The sequence below is a fragment of the Amycolatopsis sp. NPDC051102 genome, from assembly GCF_040682815.1.
GTDB lineage: Bacteria > Actinomycetota > Actinomycetes > Mycobacteriales > Pseudonocardiaceae > Amycolatopsis.
Window position 1 is genome coordinate 1,078,180 of the sequence record NZ_JBFBBT010000001.1, and the last position, 26,323, is coordinate 1,104,502.

Sequence of the window (26,323 nt, forward strand, 5' to 3'; positions counted from 1 at the left end):
GGGGGCATCACCGCCCGCGGGACAGCTGACACGGTGTCCTGCGGTGGACCCACCCTACGAACCGCCGGCGGCCCTGACCAGGGCCTCGATCCGGTGTCGAAGGTTTGTCGCCCGGTCGGTCACCGCACCTACTCAGAGTGGGTCTGTCCCCGGTGTCCCTTCGGCCGCGGGTTCGTCCGGCGGCCGGTCGGCGTGGCGGTGGACGATCTTCCACTCGCCGGCTTCGCGGCGGTACACGTGCGTGGCGCGCAGGGTGTAGGTCGTCCGCCGGCCGTTGATCGACACCGTGTTGTGCTCGAAGCCGATGGTGTAGGCGAGGTCGCCGCTCGCGCCGGCGGCGACGACTTCGAAGCGGTAGTCGCGCGAGTCGGCGAACTGGGCGGCGACGCGCCGGAACGCGGCGCCGACGTCCGTCCAGCCGGTCCGGATCGGCAGCCAGGCGCCGAACAGGCTCACCGGGTCGGCCGTCGACCACAGCGCGGTGCGCGGCTCCGGGTTGCCGTTGTGGATGGCCTGCTCGGCGGCGGTCTGCCGCGGCAGCATGTCGGCCAGGAAGGCGTCGGTGGGTGATGGCATGATGACTCCAATACAGTCGTGCTGTTTTCAATACAGTGAGGATGTATCCGATGAGCGGTGCCGTCAAGCGCCCGTACGACTCCAGCCGGCGGCAGGCGCAGGCGAACGAGAACCGGCGGCGGATCCTGGCCGCGGCGCAGGACCTGTTCGTCACGCGGGGTTACGGCCGGACGACCATCACGGACATCGCCGCCGAGGCGGGCGTCGCCCCCGAGACGGTCTACGCGGCGTTCAAGAACAAGCCGGCGCTGCTGCACCGCGCGTGGGACGTCGCCGTGGGCGGGGACGACCAGGACGTCCCGGTGCTCGAACGCCCGGAGCTGCGAGCCCTGTTCGCCGAGCCCGACCTGCGGGCCCGGCTCACCGGGCTGGCCGTGTTCAACACCGCGGCGATGCGCCGGACCGCGCGGCTGCACCTCGCCGTGCGCGGCGCCGCGGCGAGCGATCCCGCGGCCGCGGCGATGCTCGCCGAGATCGACCGGCAGCGGCTGGAGAGCATGGCGGAGCACGCCCGCGCGGCCGTGGCGACCGGGCAGCTGGGAGTCTCCGAGGAGGAGTGCCGGGACGTGCTGTGGTCGACGACGGACGGGACGCTGTGGCACCGGCTCGTCGAGCAGCGCGGGTGGTCCGACGAGCGGTACGCGGCCTGGCTCGGCCGGCTCTGGGTGGCGTCGCTGGTCGCTTGACCGGTCCGGGGTTCGCGCCTAGCCTGAAGTTGAAACTTCAACCGAATTGCGCGCCGCCCGGACCGGGGAGCCCCGATGTCGATCTTCCGTCTGAACCACGCCGTGCTGTACGTCCGGAACCTGGCCGAGAGCGTCGCGTTCTACCGGGACGTCCTGGGGTTCGGCTACATCCAGAACGGCGACGTCCACCGCGGCGCGGCGTTCCTGCGGGCGCCCGGCTCGGCCAACGACCACGACCTGGGCCTGTTCGAGATCGGCGCGGACGCCGCGGACTCCGGGGCCGGGCGGACGTCGGTGGGGCTCTACCACCTCGCCTGGGAGGTCGACACCCTCGGTGACCTCGAGCGGCTCGCCGCCCGGCTCACCGAGGCGGGCGCCCTGGTCGGCTCGTCCGACCACGGCACCACGAAGTCGTTGTACGCCAAGGATCCCAGTGGGATCGAGTTCGAGGTCGTCTGGATCATCCCGCGCGAGCTGCTGACCGAGGAGGACCGGGCGAAGAGCGCGTCCGCCGGCCGCCTGGACCTCGCCGCGGAGCTGGCGAAGTACGGTCCCGACGCGCGCAGCGGCGTCGGGATCTCGCGTACCTAGCCGGCGGTGACGCGGGCCCGCGCCGGCTCCGAAGCCCGCTGCAGGACCGGGATGTTGCCGAGCGCGAACCGGCCGGGGCCGACGAAGGCGACCAGGAGCAGCCCCCAGCAGAACAGGACGGCCGCTTCGCCGCCGTTCTGGATCGGGAACAGCCCGAGCGGCAGGTGGACGGTGAAGTAGGCGAAGGCCATCGAGCCGGAGCCGATCACGGCGGCGGCCCGGCTGGCGAGGCCCAGGCAGATCAGCGTGCCGCAGACCAGCTGGATCAGCGCGGCCCACCCGGCAGGCCAGGCGGTGACGGCCGTGGTGCTCTTCGCGCCGAAGAGGCCGAACAGCGTCTTGAGGCCGTGGCAGGTGAACAGGAAGCCGATGACGATGCGGTAGAGCCCGATGACGTGTTCGCGGGCCGGTTCAAGGCGGTGCATGGTGCCTCCGTAATGGGAGCGGGCGGCATCGAACCGGCCGGTGGCGCGACCGGCCGCTTGCGAATTCGGTGCTCCAGATATACCGCTCGTGGGGAGTTGTCACAAGACCCCGAAGTCGGGTAAGGCGCTTTCGAAAATTGCGAGCCTGTCCGGACGGTTGCCCACCGTCGTTGCCGGACAAGGGAAAGCCGCCGTACGGGTGATCTTGCTCGCATGGTCCAGACCAGTACCGGAAAGCGGTCGATTGTTTCGGGATTGTTTCGAGTCTTTCGATGGGGCAACTTAACGGGCCACTTAACAAAATCGTGGATCCGATTGCCGTATTCGGTGCGTCCGAACGACGTGTTATTCCGTTGTGATGCAGGGACGACGAACATGTTCGCCCCGAACGTGCTCGTGACGAACATGTTCGCTACGATGGACCCATGGCTTCGGGAAGCACGTACAACCGCCGGGAGCGCCCGGCGAAGCCGGCGTTGACGCGCGCAGGGATCGTGGCGGCCGCGGTGGCGGTGATGCGCGCCGAAGGCGTCGAGCGCGTCACCATGCGCCGGCTCGCCCAAGAGCTCGACACCGGGGCGGCCTCGCTCTACGTCTACGTCAAGGACACCGAGGAGCTGCACGCCGCGGTGCTCGACGAGCTGCTCGGCGAGGTCGACCTCGCCGGTGCGGGTGACTGGCGGGAACGTCTCTGGTCGGTGCTGGACTCCTACCGGGCGGTGCTGTTCGCGCACCCCAGCCTGGCCAGGGTCGCGCTGGTGACCCGGTTGAGCGGCCCGCACTACCTGGCGCTGGTGGAGGCGGTGCTGGCCCTGCTCGACGAGGGCGGCATGGCGCCGGGGCAGGCGGCGTGGGCGGTCGACGTGCTCCTGCTGACCGCCACGGCGACCGCCGTCGAGCACGGCAGCCGCCGGGAGAAGCCCGGGGCCGCCCGCGAGCACGAGGTCATGGTCGAGTCCGTGGCGACGGTGTCGCCGTCGACCCATCCGCACATCGCCGCGCTGGCCGACGATCTGGTGTCCGGGCCCGGCCCCGCCCGTGCGCGGTGGGCGTTCGACGCGCTGCTCAACGGCGCTCTGGCGACCCCGCGTCCCGGACCGGAGGAGACCTGATGACTCCCACTGTGGCCATCGTCGGCGGCGGCCTCGGCGGCCTGACGCTGGCGCGCGTTCTGCACACCCGCGGGATCCCTTCGGTGGTCTGCGAACTCGACGCGTCGCCCGCCGCCCGCGACCAGGGCGGCACGCTGGACCTGCACGAAGAATCCGGCCAGCGGGCGCTCGTCGAAGCCGGGCTGCTCGGCGAGTTCCGCGCGGCCGCCCGCGAAGAGGGCGAAGCCCTGCGCATCCTCGACCGCCACGGTGCCGTCCGCTTCGACGAGACGGCGGACGCGAGCGGCGGCACCCGGCCCGAAATCGACCGAGGCGCCCTCAAGCGGATCCTCGTCGAGTCCCTGCCGGAGGGCGTCGTCCGCTGGGGCGCCAAGGTGACCGCGGTGGCGCCGGGGAAGCTCACCCTCGCCACCGGCGACGTCGTCGAGGCGGACCTGGTGGTCGGGGCCGACGGTGCCTGGTCGAAGGTCCGGCCGCTGCTTTCCGGTGCGGTGCCGGGCTATTCCGGGATGTCCTTCGTGGAGGCCAGGCTGTCCGATGTGGACGAACGGCACCCCGGGCCCGCGGCGCTGGTCGGCGCCGGGTCGATGTTCGCGCTCGCCGAAGGCCGGGGACTGATCGCCCAGCGCACCGGCGGCGGGTGGATCCGGGTGTACGCCGCCGTCACCACGCCGGACCCGGACACGGTCACGGAGCTCGCCGACCGGGATCGGCTGCTTGAGGTCTTCGCGGACTTCAGCGCCGGGCTGCGGGCGCTCGTCGCCGAAAGCGAAGGCGTCCTGATCCCGCGCCCGATCCGCGCCCTGCCGGTCGGCCACCGCTGGCCGCGGCTCCCGGGTGTGACACTCCTGGGCGATGCCGCACACGTCATGTCGCCCTTCGCGGGCGAGGGCGCGAACCTCGCCATGCTCGACGCCGCCGAGCTGGCGCTCGCGCTGGCCGCCCACGACGACGTCGAAAGCGCTCTCGCGGCCTACGAGGCGGCGATGTTCCCCCGTGCGGAAGAAGCCGCCCGGAGTTCCGCGGACAACCTCGAAGCCTGCTTCGCCCCCGGCGCGCCCGCCGCGATGGTCGAGCAGATGACGCGGTTCGCCGCCGGTCACCCACGAAAGGAAAGCCCGTGACACCGACTTTCGACCTGCTCGACACCGGCGACGGCGACCGCGCCGTGCTGGTCCTCCACGGCGGTGCCGGCCCGCGCGGCGTCGCCCCGGTCGTCGACCACTTCGCGCCGCGTGCCCGGGTGCTCGCGCCGACGCACCCAGGCTGGTCGGGCACGCCGCGCCCGGACTGGTGCACCGGCGTCGACGACCTCGCCCTGGCCTACCTCGACCTCCTCGAGGACGAAGACCTCGCGGACGTCGCCGTGGTGGCCAGCTCCTTCGGCGGCTGGGTCGCGGCCGAACTGGCCGTCCGCGACCGCGGGCGGCGGCTGGGCAAGCTCGTGCTGCTCGACGCCATCGGCCCGGAGATCGTGGGCCACCCGGTACGGCTGCCGCAGCCGCCGCCCGGCGCCCCGGGACCGGACCCGGCCGACCTGGCCGCGATGCGCGTGTACACCGGAGCCGGCCTGGCCGACCCGAAGCTGCTGCGCCGCCTGGCCCGGGTCCGCAACCCGGCCCTGCTGATCTGGGGCGAGGACGACACCATCGTCCCGCCGGCGTTCGGCAAGGCGTACGCGGCCGCGTTCGCCGACGCGCGGTTCGAGGTCGTCGCGGGCGCCGGGCACGTGCCGGTGCTGCAGGCTCCGGATGCGACATTCGACTTGATCGACGACTTCCTCGGCTAGCTTGAGGCAGCACCCCCTAAGGTAGCTCCATGGTGGACGAAGAAGTCGTCTCGGAGCGCATCCGGCAGATCGCCGCCACCCTCGCGGATCGCGCGGGCGAGCTCACCGGGGAACTGGTCCAGCTCTACGCCACGGACCTGCCGCAGCTGGTCAACGACGACGAGCGCATGGTGAGCCTGCTGTCGGCGAGCGTCTACCAGAACATCGAGACCGCGCTGCAGATCTTTCGGCACGGCATCGACCCGGCGACCGTCGAGCCGCCGGCCGCGGCGATGGAGTACGCGCGCCGGCTGGCGCAGCGCGGCACGCCGGTGTTCGACCTGATCCGCGCCTACGACCTCGGGCAGGCCGCGATGCTCGACTTCGGGTTCCAGGAGTGCACCCGGCTGGTCGACGACGCGGCCCTGCTCGGGGCCATGATGCGCCGGCTGCTGCGGGTCGCCTACGAGTTCATCACCCGGGTCGTCCGCCAGCTCGTGGGCGTCTACCAGGACGAACGTGACCGCTGGCTGCTCAACCGCAGCGCCGCGCGGGCGGCGAAGGTGGCCGACCTGCTCGACGGCAACGGTGGCCCGCCCGACGTCGACGCGGCCGAGGCGGTGATCGGCTACCGCCTGCGCGGGACGCACGTGGGGATGATCGTCTGGCACGCGTCGGAGGCGTTCGTCGACGATGCGCTGTCGTTGCTGGAGTCGGTCGCGGGGTCGGTGTTCGAGCGCGTCCGCGGGCAGGGACGGCCGTTGTTCGTGCCCCGGGACGAGGCGAGTGCCTGGGCGTGGCTGCCGCTCCAGCCGGGGGCGACGGTCGGCCGCGAGCACCTCGACGCGGCGCTCGCGGAGGCCGCACCCGGGGTGCGGTTGACCGTCGGCGAACCCGGCACCGGGGTCGGCGGCTTCCGCGACACCCACCAGCAGGCCCGCCGGGTGCACGCGCTGGCGCTGGCCGCCGGCGAACACTGCGACCGCGTGCTGACCTTCCGGGAAGTCGGCACGGTGGCCCTGCTGACGAGCGACCTGAACGCGGCCCGGCTGTGGGTGGCGAGCACGCTGGGACCGCTCGCCGCCGACGACGAGAACTGCGGGCGGCTGCGCGAGACGTTGCGCGTCTTCCTCGCCTCCGGCTGCAGCTACACCGCGGCGGCCGCCGAGCTGACGATGCACAAGAACTCCGTGCAGTACCGCGTCCGCAAGGCGGAGGACCTGCTGCCGCGCGGGCTCGGCGAAGGGCGCCTCGACGTCGAACTGGCGCTCACCCTCTGCCGGCGGCTGGGCGGCGCGGTGCTCGCCCCGGCGTGACTTTGGTGTCCCGGACCACGGTGTCCCAAGATCGTTGGGCCCCGGACACGAAGTCCGCGCGGCGATCTTCGCTTACCGTGCTTCCATGGGTGAGAACGGTGGAATGCTCGCGCTGGTGCGGCTACGCCGAGGTGTCGTCGGCGAGAGCAGACGCGTCTGCCACCTGATCCCCGTTCCGGACGCCCCGGTGCCGGACCACCTGACGGCGCTGTGCGGCGAACCGATCTTCCCCGGCGACGCCGAAGTGCTCGACGGGCTGCGCGGCATGCCGTGTCACCAGTGCCTGGTGCGGAGCGCGCCGTCGGGGCCGGGCCTGCTCGCCAACGCGGGCTGACCGGCGGTCCCGCCGGGCCGCGCGCCCGTGGCAGGCTGTCGGCGTGATCGACAACGTGCTGATGGCGGTGCCGGGATGAGCGCACCGGTGATCGTGCTGCTCGCCCACCCGCGGCCCGGCAGCTTCAACCACGCGGTCGCCGAGCGGATCTGCGACACGCTGGAGCGGGCCGGGGTCCCGGTGCGGTTCCACGACCTGTACGCCGAAGGCTTCGACCCGGTCCTGACCGCTGAAGAGGCCTACACCAGCGGGACCCGGGCGGAGGAGTTCCTCGCCGCCGAACCGGATCCGCTGGTGCGGCGGCACCGGGAGGAGCTGGGCACCGCGGGCGGCCTGGTCGCGGTCCACCCGAACTGGTGGGGCAAACCGCCGGCCATCCTCAGCGGCTGGCTCGACCGGATCCTCGTCCCCGGGGTGGCGTACCGCCTCGACGACGCCGGCGGCGCACCGGAGTCGCTGCTGTCCCTGCGGCGGCTGCTGGTGGTGAACACCTCCGACACGACGGAGGAGCGTGAGCGGACGCTGTTCGGCGACCCCCTGGACGCGATCTGGCGGCGGTGCCTCGCGCCCTACCTCGGCGAGCCGGAGGTGCGACGGCTGGTGCTGCGGGTGCTGGCCGACGCCGACGCCGCGCAGCGGGCCGCGTGGCTCGACGACGTCTCGTCAGCCGCGCGAGAGCTCATCGGTTAGCTTCGCTGGAAGGTGCCGAGGACCAGCTTCGCCGCCTGCGCGATCAGCCGGTCGTCGTGATCGGCGTTTTCCGCCTGCCGGCTGGACATGACCACCAGCACGATCGGCGCCCGCCCGGGCGGCCAGACGACGCCGATGTCGTTGCGCGTGGCATAGCTGCCCGTGCCGGTCTTGTCGGCGACGGCCCAGCCCGCCGGCGCGCCGGCGCGGATCAGGGCGGCGCCGGTCGTGTTGGCGCGCATCATGTCCGTGAGCACCGCCCGCTTTTCCGGCGGCAGCGCGGCGCCGAGGGTGAAGGCCCGCAGGCTGCCGGCCATCGCGCGCGGCGTGCTCGTGTCCCGGACGTCACCCGGCGCGAGGTCGTTGAGGCCGGGTTCGATCCGGTCGACGTGGGTGGTCGTGTCGCCGATCCCGCGCAGCGCGGCGGCGAGCCCCTGCGGCCCGCCGAGCTCCCGGAACAGCAGGTTCGCGGCGGTGTTGTCGCTGTAGCGCAGGGCGGCGTCGATCGCGTCGCGCAGCGGAATGCCGGTGGCGACGTGCTTTTCGGTGACCGGCGAGTTCGGCTGCAGGTCGGCGCGGGTGTAGGAGAGGGTCTTCGTGAGCCCGTCGAGGCTGGTGCGCTGGAGGACGGCGGCGGCGGAGAACGCCTTGTGCGTCGAGGCGTAGCCGAAGCGTTCGTCGGCGCGGTGGGTGATCTCGCGGCCGGACCCGGTGTCGACGGCGTACACGCCGAGGCGGGCGTCAAAGTCGCTTTCGAGCGGGGCGAAATCCGGCGCTGTGACGGCCGGTGCGGTGACGACCGGCGGTGGTGCCGGCGCTTCGGCTGCGCAGGCGGCGAGCGGCACGAGGACGAGCGCGGCGAGCGCGACCAGCCGGACGTGGGGGAGCGGCACGGGAGATCTTCCTTCCGTCTTGATCGACATCCGCAGTCTCGCCGGTCGCGGTCATGCTGTCCAAGACGGAACTGCGCGGTTCGATGCGAAAAGCGCATAGAGTGGGGTGGTGGACCTGGTCGGCGGCTGCCGGGCGTTCGTGAGCGTGAGCGAGACGGGGAGTTTCACGGCGGGCGCTGCGCTGGCGCGCATCCCGCAGCCAGTGGCGAGCCGCCGCATCGCGGCACTCGAGCGGCACTTCGGTGAGCGGCTGTTCGACCGTTCGACCCGCCGCGCCCGGCTGACCCCGTTCGGCCGGGACGTGCTGCCCACGGCCCGCCGGCTCGTGGCGCTGGCCGAGGAGCTGGAGCAGGACGCGAAGCGCGCCCGGCTGCGTCCGATGCGCGTGGCGGTGCCGGCGACGTGCGGGGTCCGGGAGCTGGCCGGACTCGCCGCGGCGGCGCGGGCGTCGGGAGTCCACCTGGAGTTCCGCGCGGCGGGGCCGGGGGAGCGGGCCGAGCTGGTCCGCACGAGCGAGGTCCGGGTCGCGCTCACGGCGGTCCCGGCGGAGGAAGGCGTGTGGTCGGTACCGCTGGGCGTGGCCGGGACGGCGCTCCCGCCGGGCCGCGTGGTGTTCCTGGAGACGTTGCGGGCCGGCCGGTCGCCGGGAGCGCGGCGGCGGGTGTGGATCCAGCCGGAGGACGACGTACCGCACGTCCGCGACCGGCTGCTGCGGGTACGGGACGCGGTGGGCTTGTCCCCGTCGCAGGTGGCGGTGGCGCCGTCGTTGACCTCGGCGGCGGCGGAGGTGTTCGCCTCGGCGGACTTGCTGCTGTGCTCGGCGGCCCAGGCCGAGGAGCTGGGCCTGCCGTGGCGGCGGACGGGCGAGCTGGAGGTCGCGCGCGGCTTCGCCGTGGCGGCGGCGCTGGGCGAGGACGGTGACCGGCTGCGGACGACGTTGAAGGACGCGGCCGGACGGTGCTTGGGGGCGGAACGGTGAGTGCCTCGGCGTTGGTGGCCGGTCGGTGCGGTCCGGTGGGGATTGCCGGAGGGCTGCCCATCGAGCAACGCGGCCCCGGGCGTCGGTGCGGTCTCGGGGCGGTGAGCCGATGAGCGCGCCGGCGTTGGTCCGGGACCTGCGGGCCGAGCTGGACGAAGGCGGGCTGCGCGGCTCGTTCCTGGTGCGCGACCTGCGCTCCGGCGCCGAGGTGGGTATCGACCCCGACCGCGAGTACCCGATCGCCTCCCTGGTCAAGGTTCCGCTGGCCGCCGCCACGCTGGAGCGCATCCGCCGCGGCGAGCTCGACGGGGCCACCCAGCTCGAGGTGGCTCCCGGCGGCGTCACCACACCCGGCCCGATCGGGCTGACCCGGTTCCGGCACCCGGCGCGCGTGGCCCTCGAGGACCTGCTTTACCTGAGCACGTCGCTGAGCGACGGGACGGCCGCCGATGTCCTGTTCGGCCTGACACCGCCCGCCGACGTCACGCGGATGCTCGGCGAGTGGGGCCTGGGCGGGATCGCGGTGCGTCACCTGATGCGGGACCTGGTGGAGACCCCGGCCGAGCGGTTCGACGCGGCCGAAGCCGACCTGGCCCACTCGCTGGCCATCGGCGCGGCGACGGCCGGCCACGGCCACCGGCTCCCGCAGCTCGACGTCACGCGCGCGAACTCCGCATCGGCCCGGGCGCTGGTGGACCTGCTGCAGGCGCTGTGGACACCGTCGAAGATCGACCCGTCGGTGGCCGCGGGCGTACGCGAACTGATGGCCAACAACGTGATCCGCCACCGGTTGACGCCCGACTTCGCCTCCGACGCGGCCCGGTGGTCATCGAAGACGGGCACGTTGCTGAACCTGCGCCACGAGGCGGGCGTGGTCGAGCACGCGGACGGCGGCGCGTTCGCGGTGGTGGCCCTGACGGAGTCCCGCGTCCCGGCGGTCCTCCAGCCGGAGGCGGAGATCCTGGCGTCCCAGGTGGCGCGAGCCCTGCGCGACCACCTGCGCGGCAGGTGAGGAACCGGTGGGGCCCGGCCGGGCGCGCCAGACCGAGCCTTCCGCGCCACGTCGCTCAGGCCGGCGTCTTCACCCCGAATTCCACCTCCGCCGTCGGCACCGTCCCCGCGGTCCGGCCGGGCGCGGTCTGGTACTGCCAATACATGTTCGTGTGCGCGATGACCTGCCCCGGCGGCGGAGCCCCGTACGCCGACAAATCCTCCGTCGTGTGCGCATCCGCCACCAGCGTGACGTCGTACCCCCGCGTCAGCGCACCGTGCAGCGTCGACCGGATGCACGCGTCCGTCTGCGCCCCCGCCACCACCAGCCCGCCGATGCCACGCGCCGACAGAATCTCCTCGAGATCCGTGTCCTCGAACGAATCCCCGTACAGCTTGTGCACTAGCGGTTCGTCCTCGCGCCGCACCAGCTCCGGCACGTACTCCCACGTCGAACTGCCGCGTGGCAGCTCGTCGCTCGTGTGCTGGACCCACACCACCTCGGTGCCGGCCGCGCGGGCGCGGTCCACCAGAGTGACGATGTTGGCGAGGACGTTCGAACGGTCGTGTGCCGTCGCCATCACGCCGTTCTGCACGTCGATGACGAGGAGCGCGGTGTGGGGCCGGCCGGTCAGAGTGGTCATGGGCGCACCCTAGCCGCCGGCACCGACAGTTTCCGGCGGCGAACTCAGGGCGCCCCGCCGATGTGCTTGGCCGACACCGCCGTCCAGACGGCGTCGAAGTTCTCGTAACGGTCGCCGCCGGGCAGGCCGCCGAGGGAGCCGAGCACCGAGTCGCCGCCGCCCGCCGCCGCCGCGCGGCGCAGGAGCTCGTCGCGGCCGCAGGGGTACTCGGTCTCGGACAGGTGCTGTTCGAGGCTGGTCCGGTCCGGATCGGGCATCGCACACCTCCTGATCGTTTGCTTCCCCGGCGCTTACCCGGTCCGTCCGGCCGGGAAACTCAGCCGACGACGATCGTGTGCGCCGACCGCGGCTCCAGGTGCCCGATCACCGGGTGGCCCGGCAGCTCGCCGGCGACCAGCAGCCCCCCGGACGTCTGCGCGTCCGCCAGCAGCAGCGCCTCGTCCTCGGAGATCCGGGACAGGTCCGCGTGCGGGCGGACCCAGTCGAGGTTGCGCCGCGTCCCGCCGCTGACGTACCCGTCGCGCAGGGCCTCCCGCGCCCCCTCGAGGTACGGCACCGCCGCCGGGTCCAGCCGCGCGGTGACGCCGCTCGCGCGCGCCAGCTTGTGCAGGTGCCCCAGCAGGCCGAAGCCCGTCACGTCGGTGGCGCAGGTGACCCCGGCGGCCAGCGCGGCCCGGGACGCCGGGGCGTTCAACGTCGTCATCGCGTCGATCGCCTGCTCGAACCGCTCGCCGGTCGCCTTGTGCCGCGAGTTGAGCACGCCGACCCCCAGCGGCTTCGTGAGCGTCAGCGGCAGGCCGGCGCGGCCGGCGTCGTTGCGCAGCAGCCGCGCGGGGTCGGCGACGCCGGTGACGGCCAGGCCGTACTTCGGCTCCGGATCGTCGATGCTGTGCCCGCCGGCCAGGTGGCACCCCGCTTCGCCGCAGACGTCGAGGCCGCCGCGCAGGACCTCGGCGGCGAGCTCGAACGGCAGCGTCTCCCGCGGCCAGCCGAGCAGGTTGACCGCCACCACCGGCGTGCCGCCCATGGCGTAGACGTCGGACAGCGCGTTGGCCGCGGCGATCCGGCCCCAGTCGTAGGCGTCGTCGACGACCGGGGTGAAGAAGTCGGTGGTGGCGATGAGCGCGGTGTCGCCGGAGATCCGGACCGCGGCCGCGTCGTCGCCGCTCTCGAGCCCGACGAGCAGCTCGCCCGGCGGGTCCGTCGGCGAGGCGCCGGTGAGGCCGGCCACGGCCGCTTCGAGTTCGCCGGGCGGGATCTTGCACGCGCAGCCGCCGCCGTGCGCGTACTGCGTCAGTCGGTAACCCACGGGTTCATCGTGCCCGCCCGCCGCAACCTTGGCAGGATGACCCCCATGGTGCAGGGAGGCGTATCCGGCCTGGTGACCGGCGCGGTCTTCAAAACCGTCGAACGGCAGGTTCTGCCGCTGGCGGGTTCGATTCCCGTCCGCCTCCGCCATGCCTGACCCGCGCCGCGCGATCCCGCGGACCGACGCGGTCCTGGCCGAGCCCCGGATCGCCAAGGCCGCCGGCGCGCTCGGCCGGGACCTGGTCAAAGCCGTGGTCAACGACGTCCAGCGGGCGGCGCGGGCCGGGGAGCTCGCCCCGGACGACGTCGTCGACATCGTGCTGGCCCGGCTCCCGGCGGGCGCGTCCTCGCTGCGGCCGGTCATCAACGCGACCGGCGTCGTCGTGCACACCAACCTCGGCCGGGCGCCGCTCTCGGCGGCCGCGCTGGACGCCCTCGTCGCGGCCGGCGGCGCCACCGACGTCGAATTCGACCTGGCGACGGGCAGCCGCGCCCGCCGCGGCCGCGGCGCCCTCGCCGCGCTGGCCGCCGCCGTCCCGGACGCCGGCGCGGTGCACGTGGTGAACAACAACGCGGCCGCGCTCCTGCTCTGCGCGCTCGCGCTGGCCCCCGGCCGCGAGATCGTCGTCAGCCGCGGCGAGCTGGTCGAGATCGGGGACGGCTTCCGCCTCCCGGACCTGCTGGAATCGGCGGGCGCGCGGCTGCGCGAGGTCGGCACCACGAACCGGACGTCGGCCGGCGACTACGCCGCCGCGATCGGCCCGGACACCGGGTTCGTGCTGAAGGTGCACCCGTCGAACTACCGCGTCACCGGGTTCACCTCCGAAGCCACGCTCGGCGAGCTGGCCGGGCTCGGCGTGCCGCTGGTCGCCGACATCGGCTCCGGCCTGCTCGCCCCGCACCCGCTGCTGCCGGCCGAGCCCGACGCGGCGAGCGCGCTGCGGGCGGGCGCCACGGTCGTCACGGCCAGCGGCGACAAGCTGCTCGGCGGCCCGCAGGCCGGTCTGCTGCTCGGTGACGCGGCCGTCGTCGAACGGCTGCGGCGGCACCCCGCCGCGCGCGCCCTGCGCGTCGACAAGCTCACCCTCGCCGCCCTCGAAGCGACCCTGCGCGGACCCGAACCGCCCGTGCGTGAGGCCCTCGCCGCGCCGGTCGAGCACCTCAGGGACCGCGCCGACGCCCTGGTCAGAGCCCTGAACGAGGTCGACGTGCACGTCGTCGAATCGGTCTCGGCCGTCGGCGGCGGGGGCGCGCCCGGCGTCGAACTGCCCAGCGTCGCGCTGAGCCTGCCCGCCCGGTACGCGGCCGCGCTGCGGGCGGGCCGGCCCGCGGTGGCCGGCCGGGTCGTCAAGGACCGCTGCCTGCTCGACCTGCGGACCGTGCGGCCGGAAGAGGACGCGCAGCTGCGGGAAGCCGTCCGCCGATGCGGGTGATCGTCACCGCCGGGCACGTCGACCACGGGAAGTCCACGCTCGTGCGGCGGCTGACCGGGATGGAACCGGACCGGTGGGCCGAGGAACGCCGCCGCGGCCTCACCATCGACCTCGGCTTCGCGTGGACCCGGATCGGCGACGAGGACGTCGCGTTCGTGGACGTGCCCGGCCACGAGCGGTTCGTGCCCAACATGCTCGCCGGTGCCGGACCGGCGCCGGCGGTGCTGTTCGTCGTCGCCGCCGACGAGGGCTGGATGCCGCAGTCGGCCGAGCACCTCGCGGCCCTGGACGCGTTCGGCGTCCGCCGCGGCCTGCTGGTCGTCACGAAGGCCGACCGCGCCGACCCGGCGGCCGCGACGGCGCTCGCGCTGGAGGAGATCGCCAGGACGTCGTTGGGTGACGTGCCGAGCGTGGCCGTCAGCGGCACCACCGGCGCCGGCCTCGACGGGCTGCGCACGGCGATTTCCGCACTGACCGCCGGCCTGCCGGTGCCCGATCCGGACGCCGACGTCCGGCTGTGGATCGACCGCGCCTTCACGGTTTCGGGCGCGGGCACGGTCGTCACCGGCACCCTGGGCGCCGGCACGATCGCCGTGGGGGACGAGCTGCGGCTGGGGGCGTCGCGGGTGAAAGTCCGCGGCCTGCAGGCGCTGGGCGAACCGCGCGAACGGATCGCCGCGGTGGCCCGGGTGGCGGTGAACCTGCGCGGCACCGCCCGGGGCGACGTCCGGCGCGGCGACGTCCTGCTCACCCCCGGCCGGTGGCGCACCACGGCGGAGTTCGACGTCCGCCTGCGCGGCGCGGCCGCCGGGGACCTGCACCGCGAACTCGTCCTGCACCTGGGCACGGCGGCCGTGCCGGTCCGCGTCCGTCCACTCGGGACGGACACCGCGCGGCTCGCGACGGCGACCGCGCTGCCGCTGCGCGTCGGCGACCGCGGCCTGGTGCGCGACCCCGGCGAGCACCGGATCGCCGCCGGGTTCGACGTCCTCGACGTCGACCCGCCCGCGCTGTCCCGCCGCGGCGCGGCGCGGGCCCGGGGCCACGAGCTGGCCGAACCGGACCTGGCCCGGACGTACTTGCGCCGCACCGGTTTCGTGCGCGCGGAGGACTTCACGGCGATGGGGCTGCCGGAGACGGGGGAGCGGCTGGGCGAGTGGTGTGCCGATCCCGGGCGGTTCGCCGCGTTGCGCGCGCAGGCGGCCGAGATCGTGGGCGCGTGGGACAGCACGGCCGCGGGCGTGCCGGTGGAGGCGTTGCGGCAGCGGCTCGGGCTGCCCGCCCCGGAGCTGGTCGTGCCCGTGCTGCGGGGCACCGGCTTCGAAGTCGCGGCGGGGCTCGTCCGCCGTCCGGGCGCGGGACTCGCCCCGGCCGTCGAACAGGCCGTCGACGTGGTGGTGAAACGGCTCGTCGAGCATCCCTTCCGCGCGCCCGAAGCCGACGAACTGCGGTCGCTGGGCCTCGGCCGGCGGGAGCTGGCCGCGGCGGTCCGGCTGGGCCGGCTGACCGCGGTCGCCGACGGCGTCGTGCTCGGCCCGGACGCGGACGAGCAGGCGGTGGCGCAGCTGCGCCGGCTGCCGCAGCCGTTCACGGTTTCGGCGGCGCGCCGCGCCCTCGACAGCACCCGGCGGGTGATGATCCCCCTGCTGGAACGCCTCGACGCGGCCGGCCGGACCGAGCCACTCGGCGACGGCACCCGCCGGACGACCGGCTAGCTCCGGCGTTCCGCGACGAGCGACTGCGTCCCGATGACGCCCAGGAGTGCCAGCCGGTCGGCGTCGTCGGTGCCCGGCTCGGCGGTGTAGACCATGATGCGCAGGTCGCTGCCGGCGACGCTGAGGACGTCGCAGTCCAGGGTCAGCGCGCCGACGTCGGGGTGGTCGATGGTCTTGCGGGCGGCTTCGTGCCGTCCGACGGCGCCCGAGTCCCACAGCTCGGCGAAGCGGGTGCTGCGGCGCCGGAGGTCGGCGATGAGCGACCGCAGGTCGCGGTCGGCGGGGTACTGGCCGGCGGTGCGGCGCAGGTCAGCCACCAGCGCCGCCTCCAGGGCGCCGCGCGACTCGGGCGTGTACCGCACGCGGCTGCCCGCGCCGAGGAAGTTGCGCCGGACGCCGTTGAGGTCGTCGCCGTGCCGTTCCCCCATCAGGGCCGTGTAGAGCGGGTTGGCGAGCAGCTGGTTCCAGGCGGCGTCGAAGACGGCGACCGGCGTGCCGGCCAGCCGGTCCAGCATGCGGTGGACGCTCGGCGTGATGTGCCGCGGCACCGTGCCGGGCCCCGGCGCGGCGAGCCCGGCCAGCCGGAAGAGGTGGGCCCGTTCCTCCTGCGGCAGGCGCAGCGCGCGGGCCAGCGCCTCGACGACCTGGGCCGACGGGGTGGTGGCGCGGCCCTGTTCGAGCCGGATGACGTAGTCGGCGGAGATGCCGGCCAGCTGCGCCAGCTCCTCGCGGCGCAGCCCGGCGGCGCGCCGGCGTCCGCCCGCGGGCAGGCCGACCGACTGCGGGGTGACGTGATCACGCCAGTGCCGCAGGGCCGTGCCGAGTCCGGTGGACGCCATGCCTCCGATTGTGCCGACCGGACGGCCGGTTGTCCTGGTACTGCCGTTCCCAGGAAAACCGGACCACTTCCCGGACCTGCCGGACAGGCCGATGGTGGAGGGAGACCGAAAGGAACGAACAGCCATGAACCAGCTCGCCCTCGTCACCGGCGCCACCTCCGGCATCGGCCGGGCCTTCGCCGAACGCCTCGCCGCCGACGGCTACGACCTCATATTCACCGGCCGCCGCGCGGACCGCCTCGAGGAGTTCGCCGCCGCCCATCCCGGCGTGAAGGTCCGGACGGTGACCGCGGACCTGTCCACCGACGACGGCGTCGAGGCCATCGCCGCGATCTGCGCCGCGGAGCCGTTGACGATGCTCGTCAACAACGCCGGTGTCGCCCACTACATGCCGCTGGCCGAGCTGCCCACGGAGAAGGCCCGCGAACTCGTCCACGTCAAGGTCGCCGCCCCCACCATGCTCACCCGCGCCGCCGTCGCGGGCATGCAGGAACGCGGCGAGGGGAAGATCGTCAACGTGGCCGGGATGATCGCGTTCAGTGGCCCCGCCGACTCGACCGTCATGCCCCGCCGGGCCGTCTACGCCGGCTCGCTGGCCTACCTCGTCGCGCTGTCCCAGATCCTGAGCGCCGAACTCGAAGGAACCGGCGTGCGGGTGCAGGTGCTGTGCCCGGGCGTGGTCGCCACCGAGTTCCACGAGCGCCAGGGCCTCGACCTGAGCGCCGTGCCGCGGATGTCCGCCGACGACGTCGTCACGGCCAGCCTGCGCGGCTTCGAGCTCGGCGAAGTCGTCACCGCTCCCGGAGTCGAGGACGCGAGCCTGCTGGACGCCGTGTTCCAGGCCGACCTCGCCGCTTTCGGCGGGCAGCGGCCGGAACTCGCCTCCCGCTACCGCTGACCGGGCTGCCCCGGACATGCCGATGCCGCACCCCGGGGTCCGGGGCGCGGCATCGGGAGCCGGAGGTCAGTCCTTGTTCGTGACGCCCTTGACGGCGTCCTTGACCTTCTCCCCGGCCTGCTTCAGCGAGCCCTTGGCCTGGTCGGTCTTGCCCTCGGCCTGCCACTGCTCGTTGCCCGTGGCGTCGCCGACGGCCTCCTTGGCCCGGCCCTTGAGCTCTTCGCCCTTGTTTTCCAGCTTGTCGTTCATCGAGTGCACCTTCCGTCGCGGCGACATTTCCGGATCGGCCAGTCGCCAAAAGGGCCTTGACTCCGGGTTACCCACTGGTTCCGGCGCTACACATCGGCCGGCAGATGACCGCCCATCCGTTCGATCCGCTGGATCGCCGGCTCCGCGAGGACGCCGTGCACGATCACCGAAACGGCGATGGCGAGTGCCCCGACGCGCCACAGGACGTCCTGCTGCGGGACGGGCTGCCGGTCGAGGGCGTAGGCCAGGTAGAAGAGCGTGCCGATGCCGCGGACGCCGAAGAACGCGATCGCCGCCGTCGCCGGCCGTCCGGGCGACGGCGCGCCGAGCAGCGACAGCCAGCCGATCAGCGGGCGGACCACCAGCACCGCGATGACCGCGATCAGCACCTCCAGGGGACGCAGGCCGCGCAGCAGGCCGTCGCCGATCGCCAGGCCCAGCCCGAGCAGGGCGATCGGGACGAACAGCCGTTCCAGCTGGTGGCCGAACGCGTGCAGGACGCCGTGGTAGTCGTGTTCGCGCTCCTGCGTGCGCACCGAGACGGCCGCGACGAAGACGGCGACGAACCCGTTGCCGTGGCCCGCTTCCGCGAGCGCGTAGGGCACGAAGGCGAGGGCGAGCAGGACCAGCCCGTCGGCGTACTCGGCCAGCCGCAGCCGGTCCGACGGCGTCCGGAAGATCGCCCAGCCCAGCACCCGCCCGGTGACCAGGCCGGCCACGACGCCGACGACCAGCGGCAGCAGCAGCTCCACCAGCACCCAGGACAGGTCCAGGCTCGGCTCGTGGCCCACCAGCGCCAGGCCGAGCAGGACGAACGGCATGGTCAGGCCGTCGTTGAGCCCCGCTTCGGTGGTCAGGGTGAACCGGATCTCGTTGTCCCTGGCCAGTTCCGGCTCGACGTCGGGGTGCGGGACGCCGATGTCGCCCGCCAGCACCGGGTCCGTCGGCGCCAACGCCGCGGCCAGCAGCAGCGCCACCCCGGGCGCGAGCGCGAGCCACCAGTAGCCGAGCACGGCGATCGCCAGGATCGACAGCGGCATGGTCACGCCCAGCAACCGCCACGTCGAGCCCCACCGGCGCAGGCCGAACGGGCGGTCCACCGACAGGCCCGCCCCGGCGAGCGCGACCAGGATGCCCAGCTGCGTGAAGGACTCCACGCCGTGCAGGTGGGCGGCGGGGTCGCTCCAGCCGTCGCCGTAGGGCGCGGGCAGCGGCAGCAGGCCGAGCACGATCCCGGCCAGCAGCATCACCAGCGGCACCGAGAACGGCCGGTCGGCGACCAGCTTCGGGACGATCGCCGCGGCGAGCGCCAGCAGGCCCGCCACCCCGAACAACACCGTCAACGACGACAATGAAACTCCTCCTGCCCGCTCGTCCCCGCCGCACCGCGATCGGCCGGGCACCCGGGAGCCGGGTAGCGTGGCCGGGGAGAGGCGCGCCCGGCCCGGATTCCCGGCGCGCGAGCGGCGAAACCGACGAGGAGGCCGCGGTGACGGCGACGAACGGGGCGGGGGCGCCGTGCCGGTTCTGCGGCAGGCGGCGCGACCCCCGGGTGCCCGGCCGGAACGGGCCGATCTGCGTGGACTGCGTCCGCGCCGGCCTGCGGATCGCCCGTGACGGCGCGGACCGGGAAACCCCGGCGGGTGACGTGCTGGCGGCGGTGACGTCGCCGCTGGCCGCGGTCTGCGACTTCTGCGGCCGCCGCGAGCGCCGGACGTTCCTCGGCCTCCGGCGTCCGCTGCTGCGCGTCGACTGCGCCGCGCGGGACGCGGTGATCTGCGTGGACTGCCTCGACCACGCCGGCGACGTGCTGAACGTCGCCCTGCGCGGCTGACGTTCCCCCGCCCAGCCGACCCTCCAGGTACGCGAGCCGACCGTTCCGGTACACGGAAGTCGCGTGATCGCGCCCGGAACTCGCGTGATCCAAGGGGCATCTCGCGTGATTGGAGGGTCATCTCGCGTGTCTGGAGGGTCATCTCGCGTGTCTGGGGGGTCGGGTCGCCCGGTGGGGTTACGGCGTTTCCGGGCGGGCTTGCCCGGGTAGCCGGGCGCCATGACGTCCACTCAGGAGCACCGCACGCGTCCGGAGACCGCTTCGGTGGCCGAGACTCTGCGTGTCGCGGTCGAAGTGGCGCTGCCGACGCTGGCCGGCGGGGTGATCAAACGCCGTCCGGCGGCGATGGCGGTGGCCGGGAAACTGCAGTTCGACCGCCCCGCCGTGCGCCTGCTGCGCCGGTTGCGCGACCGTCACTACGGGCGCCCGCTCCGGCTGCGCGTGCCCGGGCGGTCGGTGGAGCTGGTGCTGTCCGGTGCGGACGTCAAGCGCGTGCTGGCCGGCGCGCCGACGCCGTTCAGTCCGTCCACAGTGGAGAAACGCGCCGCGCTGAGCCACTTCCAGCCGCACGGCGTCCTGATTTCCGGCGCGGCCGACCGCCCGGCCCGCCGCCGGTTCACCGAGGCTGTGCTGCAGCCCGGCCGTCCGCTGCACGAGCTGGCGGAACCGTTCGCCGACGCCGTCGCCCAGGAGGCGGCCGTCCTGCGGAGCTCGGCCATGCTCGACTGGGACACGTTCAACGTCGCCTGGTGGCGGGTCGTCCGCCGGGTCGTGCTCGGCTCGGCCGCCCGCGACGACACCACCCTGACCGACCAGCTCGAACGCCTGCGGCTCGACGCGAACTGGGCGTACCTGCACCCGAAGCGCACGCAGCTGCGCGAGGAGTTCCGGCGGCGGCTGACCGGGCACCTGGACCGCGCCGAGCCCGGCAGCCTGGCCGCCGTGATCGCCGCCACCGAGGACAACGCCACCGCTGCCGACCAGGTGGCGCACTGGCTGTTCGCGTTCGACGCGGCGGGGATGGCGACGTTCCGGACGCTGGCCCTGCTGGCGAGCCACCCGGCGGAGCAGGAGCGTGCCCGCACCGAGCCGGACGGGCAGCTGAGCTTCCTGCGCGCGTGCGTGCTGGAGTCGGTCCGGCTCTGGCCGACGACGCCGATGATCCTGCGGGAGACGACGGAGGAGACGTCGTGGGGCCCGGCGGGCACGACCGTGCTGATCTTCACGCCGTTCTTCCACCGCGACCCGGCCCTGCCGTACGCCGACCGGTTCGAGCCGGACCTGTGGCTCGACGGCCGGGCGGCGGAGAACCCGGCGCTGGTCCCGTTCAGCGCGGGCCCGGCGATCTGCCCGGGCCGCGACCTGGTGCAGTTCTGCGCCGGCACGATGCTGGCGAACCTGCTGCGCGACCACCGGTTCGAGCAGGCGTCGGGCCCGGTCCTGTCCCCGGACCGCCCGTTGCCGGCGACCCTGGACAACTTCCACTTGAAGCTCGCGCTCGCCGGCTGAGCCGGTGCCGCCGCCGGATCAGCGGCGGCACCGGCTCGCCGGTCACGCCGGAGCCGTGAACACGTACGAACCCGCAGGCACGAAGTACGTCCCCGGCGCCGATGGCACCGCCTCCGCGGGTGTGGTCACCCCCGCGGGCCGGGACGTCGGCACCACGACCGTCGCCGACGCACCGGCCGGGACCGTCACCCGCAGCGTCACCACCCCGTTCGCCACCGACCAGTCGCTGACGGCGCCGCCGTACGGCGTCTCGTACGCCGACTTCGCCGACGTCAGACCTCCGCCCGGCACCGGCGCGATCCGCAGCGACGCGTAGCCGGGGGCGGCCGGGGCGAGCCCGCCCACCGAGCGGTACAGGAAGTCGCCCACCGAACCGAGGCCGTAGTGGTTGAACGAGTTCATCCCCGGGTCGTTGAACGAGCCGTCCGGCTTGATGCCGTCCCAGCGCTCCCAGATCGTCGTCGCGCCGTGGCCGATCATGTAGCCCCAGCCCGGGAAATCGGGCTGCAGCAGCACGCGGTAAGCGACGTCGGCGTGGCCGTGCGCTGCCAGCACCGGCAGCAGGTTCTCGACCCCGAGGAACCCGACGCTCAGGTGCCCGCCCGCCGCCGCGACGCGGGCCGCGAGCTTGTCCGCCGCCGGCTGGACCTGGGTCGCCGGGAGCAGGCCGAACGCCAGGGCCAGGACGTATCCGGCCTGGGAGTCCGATCCGATCGTGCCGTCGGCCGCCACGAACCGCCGGGTGAACGCGGCCGCGACCTGGTCGGCGAGCGTCCCGTACGTCGCTGCTTCCGCACCGTGCCCGGTGGCCGCCGCCATCCGGGACACCAGCCGCGACGACCAGGCGAAGAACGCCGTCGAGATCAGGTCCTGCGCCGTGTTGTCGTTGACGTTGAGCCAGTCCCCGTAGGTCTGGTGGTCGCGGATCAGGTCGGCGCCAGAGGTCGAGCGCAGGTACTCGACCCACCGGACCATCGCGGCGAAGTGCTCCTGGATGACGCCGGTGTCGCCGTAGCGCTGCCACAGCGTGTACGGCACGATGACGCCCGCGTCGCCCCAGCCCGCCGTGCCCGAACCGCCCAGCACGCCCGGGGCGACGTCGGTGAACGACCCGTCGTCGTGCTGGGCGTCGGTCAGGTCGTCGCTGAACTTGCCGAGGAAGTTCGCGACGTCGAGGTTGAACGTCGACGTCCCGGCGAAGATCCCGATGTCACCGGTCCAGCCGAGCCGCTCGTCGCGCTGCGGGCAGTCGCTCGGCACCGACAGCATGTTGGCGCGCTCGCCCCACAGGATGTTGTGCTGCAGCTGGTTCACCAGCGCGTTCGACGTCGTGAAGGTGCCGGTCTGCGCGCCGGAGGTCCACATCGCACGCCCGGTGAGGGTCGCGGCCGTCGGGGCGGACGGCAGCCCGGTCAGCTCGACGTACCGGTAGCCGTGCACGGTGAACCGCGGTTCGTACGTTTCCGGGCCGCCGGTGCCCGCGAGGGTGAACCGGTCGGTGGCCTGGGCCGCGCGGAGGTTGGCGGTGTAGATCGTGCCGTCGGGGTTGAGCACCTCGGCGTGCCGCATGGTCACCGTCGTCCCGGCGGGCCCGGTCACCGACAACCGGTTCCAGCCGCTGAAGTTCTGGCCCAGGTCGGCCACCCACACCCCGGGCTTCGGCTGGGTCCAGGCGACCGGCTTGAACTCCTGCTGCACCGTGACGCCGTTGTCCACTTGGGACACCAGGTTCGGCCGGTCGCCGGTGCGCACGCGCGCGGCCGGCCAGCCGCGGTCGTCGAAGCCGGGCCGGTCCCAGCCGGTGGCGAGCCGGGCGTCGTAGGTTTCGCCCTGGTAGAGGTCGTCGGCGCGGATCGGGCCGTCGCCGGCCTTCCAGGTGCCGTCGGTCGCGACGGTGGTGCTCGTGCCGTCGGTGAACGTCAGCCGCAGCTGGGCGGAGTACCACGGTTCGGTGCCGTACTTCTGGCTCCCGGCGATGCCGATGCTGCCGGCGTACCAGCCGTTGCCGACCACCGCGCCGAGGACGTTCTCGCCGGCGCGGATCTGCCCGGTGACGTCGGAAACCCGGTACTGCAGGCGTTTCGTGTAGTCGGTCCAGCCGGGGGCGAGCACTTCGGAGCCGACCTTGACGCCGTTGAGGTGGGTTTCCTGCAGCCCCAGCGCGGTCGTCAGCAGCCGCGCGCTCGCGACCGGTTTCGTGACGGTGAAGCTCTTGCGCAGCTGGGGAGCGGGGGCGCTCACCGAGACGTTCGCGCCCCAGGGCCCGGTGCCGTAGGTGGCCGTCGCCCGCGCGGCGGGCCAGGAACTGTCGTCGAAGGCGCGCTGCTGCCAGCCGTCCGGGCCGCTCTGGCTCGCCTTCCACGTCCCGTCGGTGACCAGCGACGGTCCACCTTGGACGGTCAGCTTCGCGATCGTCCCGGCCGGGCTCTGGGTGGTGTTCTCCGTGCTGATCGCGACGGTGTTCGCCCCGGCCGTCAGCAGGTTGCCGACCTCGACGACCGCGGCCGTCTTCCAGGAGTCGGCGACCCGCGGCGAGTCGCTGACGCGGGTGCCGTTCACCCACACAGTCGCGGTGTCGTCCCCGGTCACCACCAGCGTGGCCTTCGCGGGCGCCGTGGCGAGGTCCAGGGCCCGGCGGAAGAACCGGGTCGACGGCGGCACGCCCCCGGCGGGATCGCCTTCGGGGAACCAGATCCAGCTCGCCCCGGCGAGGTCCGGCCCGGCCGTGGCGCGGCCGAGGAACGCGCCGGTCCACTCGGCCGCCCGGATGGCGGTTTCGAAGCGCTGCACCGGGCTCCAGCCGGACATCCGGCCCTGGCTGTCCCAGACGCGGACGCGCCAGGTGTAGGCGGTGAGGGAGGCGAGCGCCGGGCCGCCGTAGGCGACGTCGGCCTGCTGCGCCGAGGCGACGCGGCCGCTGTCCCAGACGTCCGTGCCGCCGGCGGACACCACGAGCTGGTACGCCGACTGCCGTTGCCCGGTCGCCGGCGACGTCAGTTTCCAGCCGAACCGCGGCTGCGCCGGGTCGACGCCGAGCGGGTTCACCCGGTTCGCGACGGTGGCGCTCGCGACCGACAGCGGTGACGCCGGCGCGGGGTCCGGGGTGGCGACGCCGGTGCCCCACGGCGCGGTCCCGTAGGCACCGAGGTCCGCGGCGGCGGCCCAGCCGCCGTCGGAGAACCCGGGCTGTTCCCAGCCTTCCGGCGCGGTCGTCGCGCTCTTCCAGGCGGTGCCGGTGGTGAGGTCGGTGGTGCCCGCCGCGGTCTTGACCTGCAGCCGTCCGATCAGGCCGGCCGGGCCGCCGGCGTTGCGGACGGCGACGGCGAGGGTGTTGACGCCGGGGACCAGCGCGGGCCGCAGCTCCACCGGCAGCGCCGTCCGCCACGAGTCCGTGGTCCGGGCCGAGGAGGCCAGCGGGGTGCCGTTGAGCCAGACGTCGGCGGTGTCGTCGCCGGTGAGGACGAGCCGGGCGTCGCTGACCGCGCCGGCGGGGACGGTGAACGTCGTGCGGAAGTACCGGGTCCCGGCCGGCGCGGCGACCCGGGCGTCGCCTTCCGGGTACCAGATCCAGTGCGCTCCGGCAAGGCCGGGTGGCGGCGCGGCGCCGGCCGGGGGAGCCGCGGCGGCCGAGAGGGCCAGGATCGCGGCGAGGGTCGTGGTCGTGGCGCGCCAAAGCTTCGAGGGCAGCATGCAGGCTCCCTTGCGGCGGGGACGTGCGCCGGGGCTTAGAACGTTTCAACCCCGGCGTGCCTGGTGACTGTAATGAGAAGCTCACGCAGGGGCAATACTCCACTGGTACTCATGACCACCCGCCGCAGTGGTCCTAAATCGTTTCAGGTCGTCGCAGCCGGACGACGACGGTGACGGCCGCCGCGCCCAGCAGAACCAGCGCGATCGGCAGCGCCGTCGGCAGCCAAGGCCAGGCGCGGCCTTCGAAGACGACGTCGTCGGTGGGCAGCTCCAGCACCTTCGCCGTCCAGCGGGCGGTCGCCACGTCGGTGCGGCGGGACAGCGCGCTCACCGCGGTGTCGTAGGCGAAGCCGGGCCGGTCGTGGACGTACTCGGGGGCCGGGCCGCCGGGTGGCGGCGTGACCCCGCGCGTCGCGCCGGGCACGAGCAGCCGGTCGAGCTCCGGTGCGGCGGCGAGGGCGGCCCGGGGCAGGAACGTCAGCCCGTGCCGCGACCGGATCGGGCCGCCGTCGGTGCTCACGGAAAGCGTGCGCGAGGACAGCGACTGGCCCTCGGTGTCGAACACCGACGCGAGCTCGAGCTCGCCGACGCCGTCGGTGAGCAGCACGCCGGTTTCGTCGGGGTTCCAGCGGAACCCGGCGTTGACGATCGCGGCCGCGTCCGGCATCCCGGACGGCGGTGTCACCGGTACCGCGGTGCCGTACCGGCGCCAGCCGATCGCCGCCGCGGCCTCGGCCGCCACCGGGCGCCCGGCCAGCCGTTCGACCCAGTGCAGCGTGCCGTCGATGCCGGAGAGGATCCCGGCGGTGGTGACGACGGCGCCGTCGTCGACGAACCGCTGCCCGCGGACCCAGTGCACGGCGGGGTAGTCGGCGGCGAACGCTTCGAGCTTCAGCCAGTGCGCGGTGGCCGGCCGCCCGTCCAGCAGCCCGGCGGAGGCGAGCACGCCGCCGCCGTTGCAGACGCTCAGCAGCTTCGAGCCGCGGGCGGCCTGCGCCCGCAGCCACGTCTTGACCGGCTCGGTGGACGCCTCGCCGAGGTCCGGGAGCGCGGGCACGACGACGAGGTCCGGCGCCCGCGCGCCGAGCCGGGCGGCGAGGCCGTCGAAATCGAAGTCCGGCACCAGGTCCAGCCCGCCGGTCAGCGGCTTCGGCTCGCGGTGCGGCGCGACCGTGTAGACGTTGAACCGCCCGGTCGTGGCCAGGATTTCGTAGGGAGCGAGTGCGTCGGAGACGACGGCACCGCGGTCGCCGATGACGACCACCGCGGTCGGCTTGCCCGGGTCGTAGGGGACCGGAGCGGCGGCGGGGACCGGCCGCGGCGGGCCGGCGGCGTAGAGGGCGTCGAACGCCGCGAGCGCGGAGACGGTCGCGCCGGCGGCGGGAACCAGTAGCACGGCGATCACCGCGGCGAGGGCGAAAGCGAGGCGCTTCAGCATGATCAGTGCCAGTACTCGGCGCGGCGCCACACCATGGCGGCGAGCATCAGCGGGAACATGAGCACGTGCCCGGCCACCATCAGCGTGGTCCCCGAGATCGCGCCGAGCCAGTACGGCACGAGCAGCGCCGCGAACGGCAGGGACATCGCCGCGGCCATCTCGGCGATCCGCGGCCAGGAGTGACGGCGCAGGAGCATCGCGAGCACCATCGCCACGGTCATGTCGGTGGCCATCACGAGCGCGCCGACGTCGGGGCGCTCGATGGACGGCCACAGCGGGCCGAGCGCCACCATGCCGATGATCATCGCGGCGACCATCTCGGCGTAGTGGCCGGTGAACCGGGCGAGCTTGCGGGTGGTGGTCCGGGTGGTCGGTCCGGTGGTGGTCATGGTTCCCTCCAGGTGTT

27 protein-coding genes and 1 tRNA gene are annotated in these 26,323 nt (G+C 73.9%); 16 read left to right on the forward strand and 12 right to left on the reverse strand.

Annotation, left to right across the window (positions count from 1 at the left end; translation table 11 throughout):
- Positions 1-132: 132 nt before the first annotated feature.
- Entirely contained in the window at positions 133-576 is a 444-nt protein-coding gene (locus tag AB0M93_RS04445; RefSeq protein WP_364268298.1) for a nuclear transport factor 2 family protein, read from the reverse strand.
- Positions 577-626: 50 nt separating this feature from the next.
- Between AB0M93_RS04445 and AB0M93_RS04450 the strand changes: the two genes are divergently transcribed.
- Both AB0M93_RS04450 and AB0M93_RS04455 read left to right on the forward strand, forming a co-directional pair.
- Complete coding sequence (locus tag AB0M93_RS04450; RefSeq protein ID WP_364268300.1) at positions 627-1,262, forward strand: helix-turn-helix domain-containing protein; 636 nt, start codon at positions 627-629, stop codon at positions 1,260-1,262.
- 75 nt (positions 1,263-1,337) lie between these two features.
- Positions 1,338-1,853, forward strand: coding sequence for a VOC family protein (locus AB0M93_RS04455; RefSeq protein WP_364268302.1), 516 nt, complete (start codon positions 1,338-1,340; stop codon positions 1,851-1,853).
- Here AB0M93_RS04455 and AB0M93_RS04460 read toward each other — a convergent pair.
- The gene (locus AB0M93_RS04460) at positions 1,850-2,278 is read right to left on the reverse strand and encodes a DoxX family protein (protein WP_364268304.1); all 429 of its coding nucleotides are present in this window, start codon (positions 2,276-2,278) and stop codon (positions 1,850-1,852) included. The genes AB0M93_RS04455 and AB0M93_RS04460 overlap by 4 nt on opposite strands.
- 425 nt (positions 2,279-2,703) lie before the next feature.
- On the opposite strand from AB0M93_RS04460, the gene AB0M93_RS04465 reads away from it, so the two are divergent.
- From AB0M93_RS04465 to AB0M93_RS04490, 6 genes are all read left to right on the forward strand, one after another.
- Positions 2,704-3,390, forward strand: a complete 687-nt coding sequence (locus AB0M93_RS04465; RefSeq protein ID WP_364268306.1) for a TetR/AcrR family transcriptional regulator C-terminal domain-containing protein — start codon at positions 2,704-2,706, stop codon at positions 3,388-3,390.
- Positions 3,390-4,514 carry an FAD-dependent monooxygenase gene (locus AB0M93_RS04470; RefSeq protein ID WP_364268308.1) on the forward strand — a complete coding sequence of 375 codons (1,125 nt, stop codon included), beginning with the start codon at positions 3,390-3,392 and terminating at the stop codon, positions 4,512-4,514. The genes AB0M93_RS04465 and AB0M93_RS04470 overlap by 1 nt, the downstream gene beginning before the upstream one ends.
- The gene (locus AB0M93_RS04475) at positions 4,511-5,179 is read left to right on the forward strand and encodes an alpha/beta hydrolase (RefSeq protein WP_364268310.1); all 669 of its coding nucleotides are present in this window, start codon (positions 4,511-4,513) and stop codon (positions 5,177-5,179) included. Before AB0M93_RS04470 ends, AB0M93_RS04475 begins: the two co-directional genes overlap by 4 nt.
- 29 nt (positions 5,180-5,208) lie before the next feature.
- Positions 5,209-6,474: a helix-turn-helix domain-containing protein gene (locus AB0M93_RS04480; protein ID WP_364268312.1), complete on the forward strand. Its 1,266-nt coding sequence runs from the start codon at positions 5,209-5,211 to the stop codon at positions 6,472-6,474.
- A gap of 103 nt (positions 6,475-6,577) precedes the next feature.
- The gene (locus AB0M93_RS04485) at positions 6,578-6,808 is read left to right on the forward strand and encodes a hypothetical protein (protein WP_364268915.1); all 231 of its coding nucleotides are present in this window, start codon (positions 6,578-6,580) and stop codon (positions 6,806-6,808) included.
- A 75-nt stretch (positions 6,809-6,883) separates the two neighbouring features.
- Positions 6,884-7,498, forward strand: coding sequence for an NAD(P)H-dependent oxidoreductase (locus tag AB0M93_RS04490; protein WP_364268314.1), 615 nt, complete (start codon positions 6,884-6,886; stop codon positions 7,496-7,498).
- Here the strand turns inward: AB0M93_RS04490 and bla are convergent.
- On the reverse strand, positions 7,495-8,391 hold the full coding sequence (bla, locus tag AB0M93_RS04495; protein ID WP_364268316.1) for a class A beta-lactamase: 897 nt from the start codon (positions 8,389-8,391) through the stop codon (positions 7,495-7,497). The genes AB0M93_RS04490 and bla overlap by 4 nt on opposite strands.
- Positions 8,392-8,500: 109 nt before the next feature.
- Between bla and AB0M93_RS04500 the strand changes: the two genes are divergently transcribed.
- The gene (locus AB0M93_RS04500; RefSeq protein ID WP_364268318.1) at positions 8,501-9,370 is read left to right on the forward strand and encodes a LysR family transcriptional regulator; all 870 of its coding nucleotides are present in this window, start codon (positions 8,501-8,503) and stop codon (positions 9,368-9,370) included.
- Between the two features lie 109 nt (positions 9,371-9,479).
- Positions 9,480-10,382: a serine hydrolase gene (locus AB0M93_RS04505; protein WP_364268320.1), complete on the forward strand. Its 903-nt coding sequence runs from the start codon at positions 9,480-9,482 to the stop codon at positions 10,380-10,382.
- 55 nt (positions 10,383-10,437) lie between these two features.
- Here AB0M93_RS04505 and AB0M93_RS04510 read toward each other — a convergent pair whose 3' ends face one another.
- Genes AB0M93_RS04510 through selD form a run of 3 tightly spaced genes read right to left on the reverse strand, consistent with a single transcriptional unit; the run spans position 10,438 to position 12,313 of the window.
- The gene (locus tag AB0M93_RS04510) at positions 10,438-11,004 is read right to left on the reverse strand and encodes a cysteine hydrolase family protein (RefSeq protein ID WP_364268322.1); all 567 of its coding nucleotides are present in this window, start codon (positions 11,002-11,004) and stop codon (positions 10,438-10,440) included.
- Between the two features lie 44 nt (positions 11,005-11,048).
- The gene (locus AB0M93_RS04515) at positions 11,049-11,261 is read right to left on the reverse strand and encodes a DUF2795 domain-containing protein (RefSeq protein ID WP_364268324.1); all 213 of its coding nucleotides are present in this window, start codon (positions 11,259-11,261) and stop codon (positions 11,049-11,051) included.
- Positions 11,262-11,320: 59 nt separating this feature from the next.
- A complete protein-coding gene (gene selD / locus AB0M93_RS04520) occupies positions 11,321-12,313 on the reverse strand; it encodes a selenide, water dikinase SelD (RefSeq protein WP_364268326.1) in 993 nt (330 codons plus the stop codon).
- Between the two features lie 54 nt (positions 12,314-12,367).
- Between selD and AB0M93_RS04525 the strand changes: the two genes are divergently transcribed.
- The 3 genes from AB0M93_RS04525 to selB all read left to right on the forward strand — a co-directional run bounded on the left by AB0M93_RS04525 (position 12,368) and on the right by selB (position 15,460).
- A tRNA-Sec gene (locus AB0M93_RS04525) sits at positions 12,368-12,462 on the forward strand.
- Positions 12,462-13,745, forward strand: coding sequence for an L-seryl-tRNA(Sec) selenium transferase (selA, locus tag AB0M93_RS04530; protein ID WP_364268328.1), 1,284 nt, complete (start codon positions 12,462-12,464; stop codon positions 13,743-13,745). The genes AB0M93_RS04525 and selA overlap by 1 nt, the downstream gene beginning before the upstream one ends.
- Positions 13,736-15,460 (forward strand): selenocysteine-specific translation elongation factor, encoded by a 1,725-nt coding sequence (gene selB / locus AB0M93_RS04535; protein WP_364268330.1) that lies wholly within the window; start codon positions 13,736-13,738, stop codon positions 15,458-15,460. The genes selA and selB overlap by 10 nt, the downstream gene beginning before the upstream one ends.
- Here selB and AB0M93_RS04540 read toward each other — a convergent pair.
- Positions 15,457-16,299, reverse strand: a complete 843-nt coding sequence (locus AB0M93_RS04540; protein WP_364268332.1) for a helix-turn-helix transcriptional regulator — start codon at positions 16,297-16,299, stop codon at positions 15,457-15,459. The genes selB and AB0M93_RS04540 overlap by 4 nt on opposite strands.
- Before the next feature lie 124 nt (positions 16,300-16,423).
- Between AB0M93_RS04540 and AB0M93_RS04545 the strand changes: the two genes are divergently transcribed.
- Positions 16,424-17,197 (forward strand): SDR family NAD(P)-dependent oxidoreductase, encoded by a 774-nt coding sequence (locus tag AB0M93_RS04545; RefSeq protein WP_364268334.1) that lies wholly within the window; start codon positions 16,424-16,426, stop codon positions 17,195-17,197.
- Between the two features lie 66 nt (positions 17,198-17,263).
- Here AB0M93_RS04545 and AB0M93_RS04550 read toward each other — a convergent pair whose 3' ends face one another.
- Positions 17,264-17,446, reverse strand: a complete 183-nt coding sequence (locus tag AB0M93_RS04550) for a CsbD family protein (protein ID WP_364268336.1) — start codon at positions 17,444-17,446, stop codon at positions 17,264-17,266.
- A gap of 86 nt (positions 17,447-17,532) precedes the next feature.
- A complete protein-coding gene (locus tag AB0M93_RS04555) occupies positions 17,533-18,798 on the reverse strand; it encodes a cation:proton antiporter (RefSeq protein ID WP_364268338.1) in 1,266 nt (421 codons plus the stop codon).
- 137 nt (positions 18,799-18,935) lie between these two features.
- Between AB0M93_RS04555 and AB0M93_RS04560 the strand changes: the two genes are divergently transcribed.
- Positions 18,936-19,280 carry a hypothetical protein gene (locus AB0M93_RS04560; protein WP_364268340.1) on the forward strand — a complete coding sequence of 115 codons (345 nt, stop codon included), beginning with the start codon at positions 18,936-18,938 and terminating at the stop codon, positions 19,278-19,280.
- Positions 19,281-19,499: 219 nt separating this feature from the next.
- Positions 19,500-20,789: a cytochrome P450 gene (locus AB0M93_RS04565; protein WP_364268342.1), complete on the forward strand. Its 1,290-nt coding sequence runs from the start codon at positions 19,500-19,502 to the stop codon at positions 20,787-20,789.
- A gap of 42 nt (positions 20,790-20,831) precedes the next feature.
- Here AB0M93_RS04565 and AB0M93_RS04570 read toward each other — a convergent pair whose 3' ends face one another.
- The 3 genes from AB0M93_RS04570 to AB0M93_RS04580 all read right to left on the reverse strand — a co-directional run bounded on the left by AB0M93_RS04570 (position 20,832) and on the right by AB0M93_RS04580 (position 26,306).
- Entirely contained in the window at positions 20,832-24,479 is a 3,648-nt protein-coding gene (locus AB0M93_RS04570) for a family 78 glycoside hydrolase catalytic domain (protein WP_364268344.1), read from the reverse strand.
- Positions 24,480-24,612: 133 nt separating this feature from the next.
- A complete protein-coding gene (locus AB0M93_RS04575) occupies positions 24,613-25,917 on the reverse strand; it encodes a DJ-1/PfpI family protein (RefSeq protein ID WP_364268346.1) in 1,305 nt (434 codons plus the stop codon).
- A gap of 2 nt (positions 25,918-25,919) precedes the next feature.
- Complete coding sequence (locus AB0M93_RS04580; protein WP_364268348.1) at positions 25,920-26,306, reverse strand: hypothetical protein; 387 nt, start codon at positions 26,304-26,306, stop codon at positions 25,920-25,922.
- Positions 26,307-26,323: the final 17 nt, after the last annotated feature.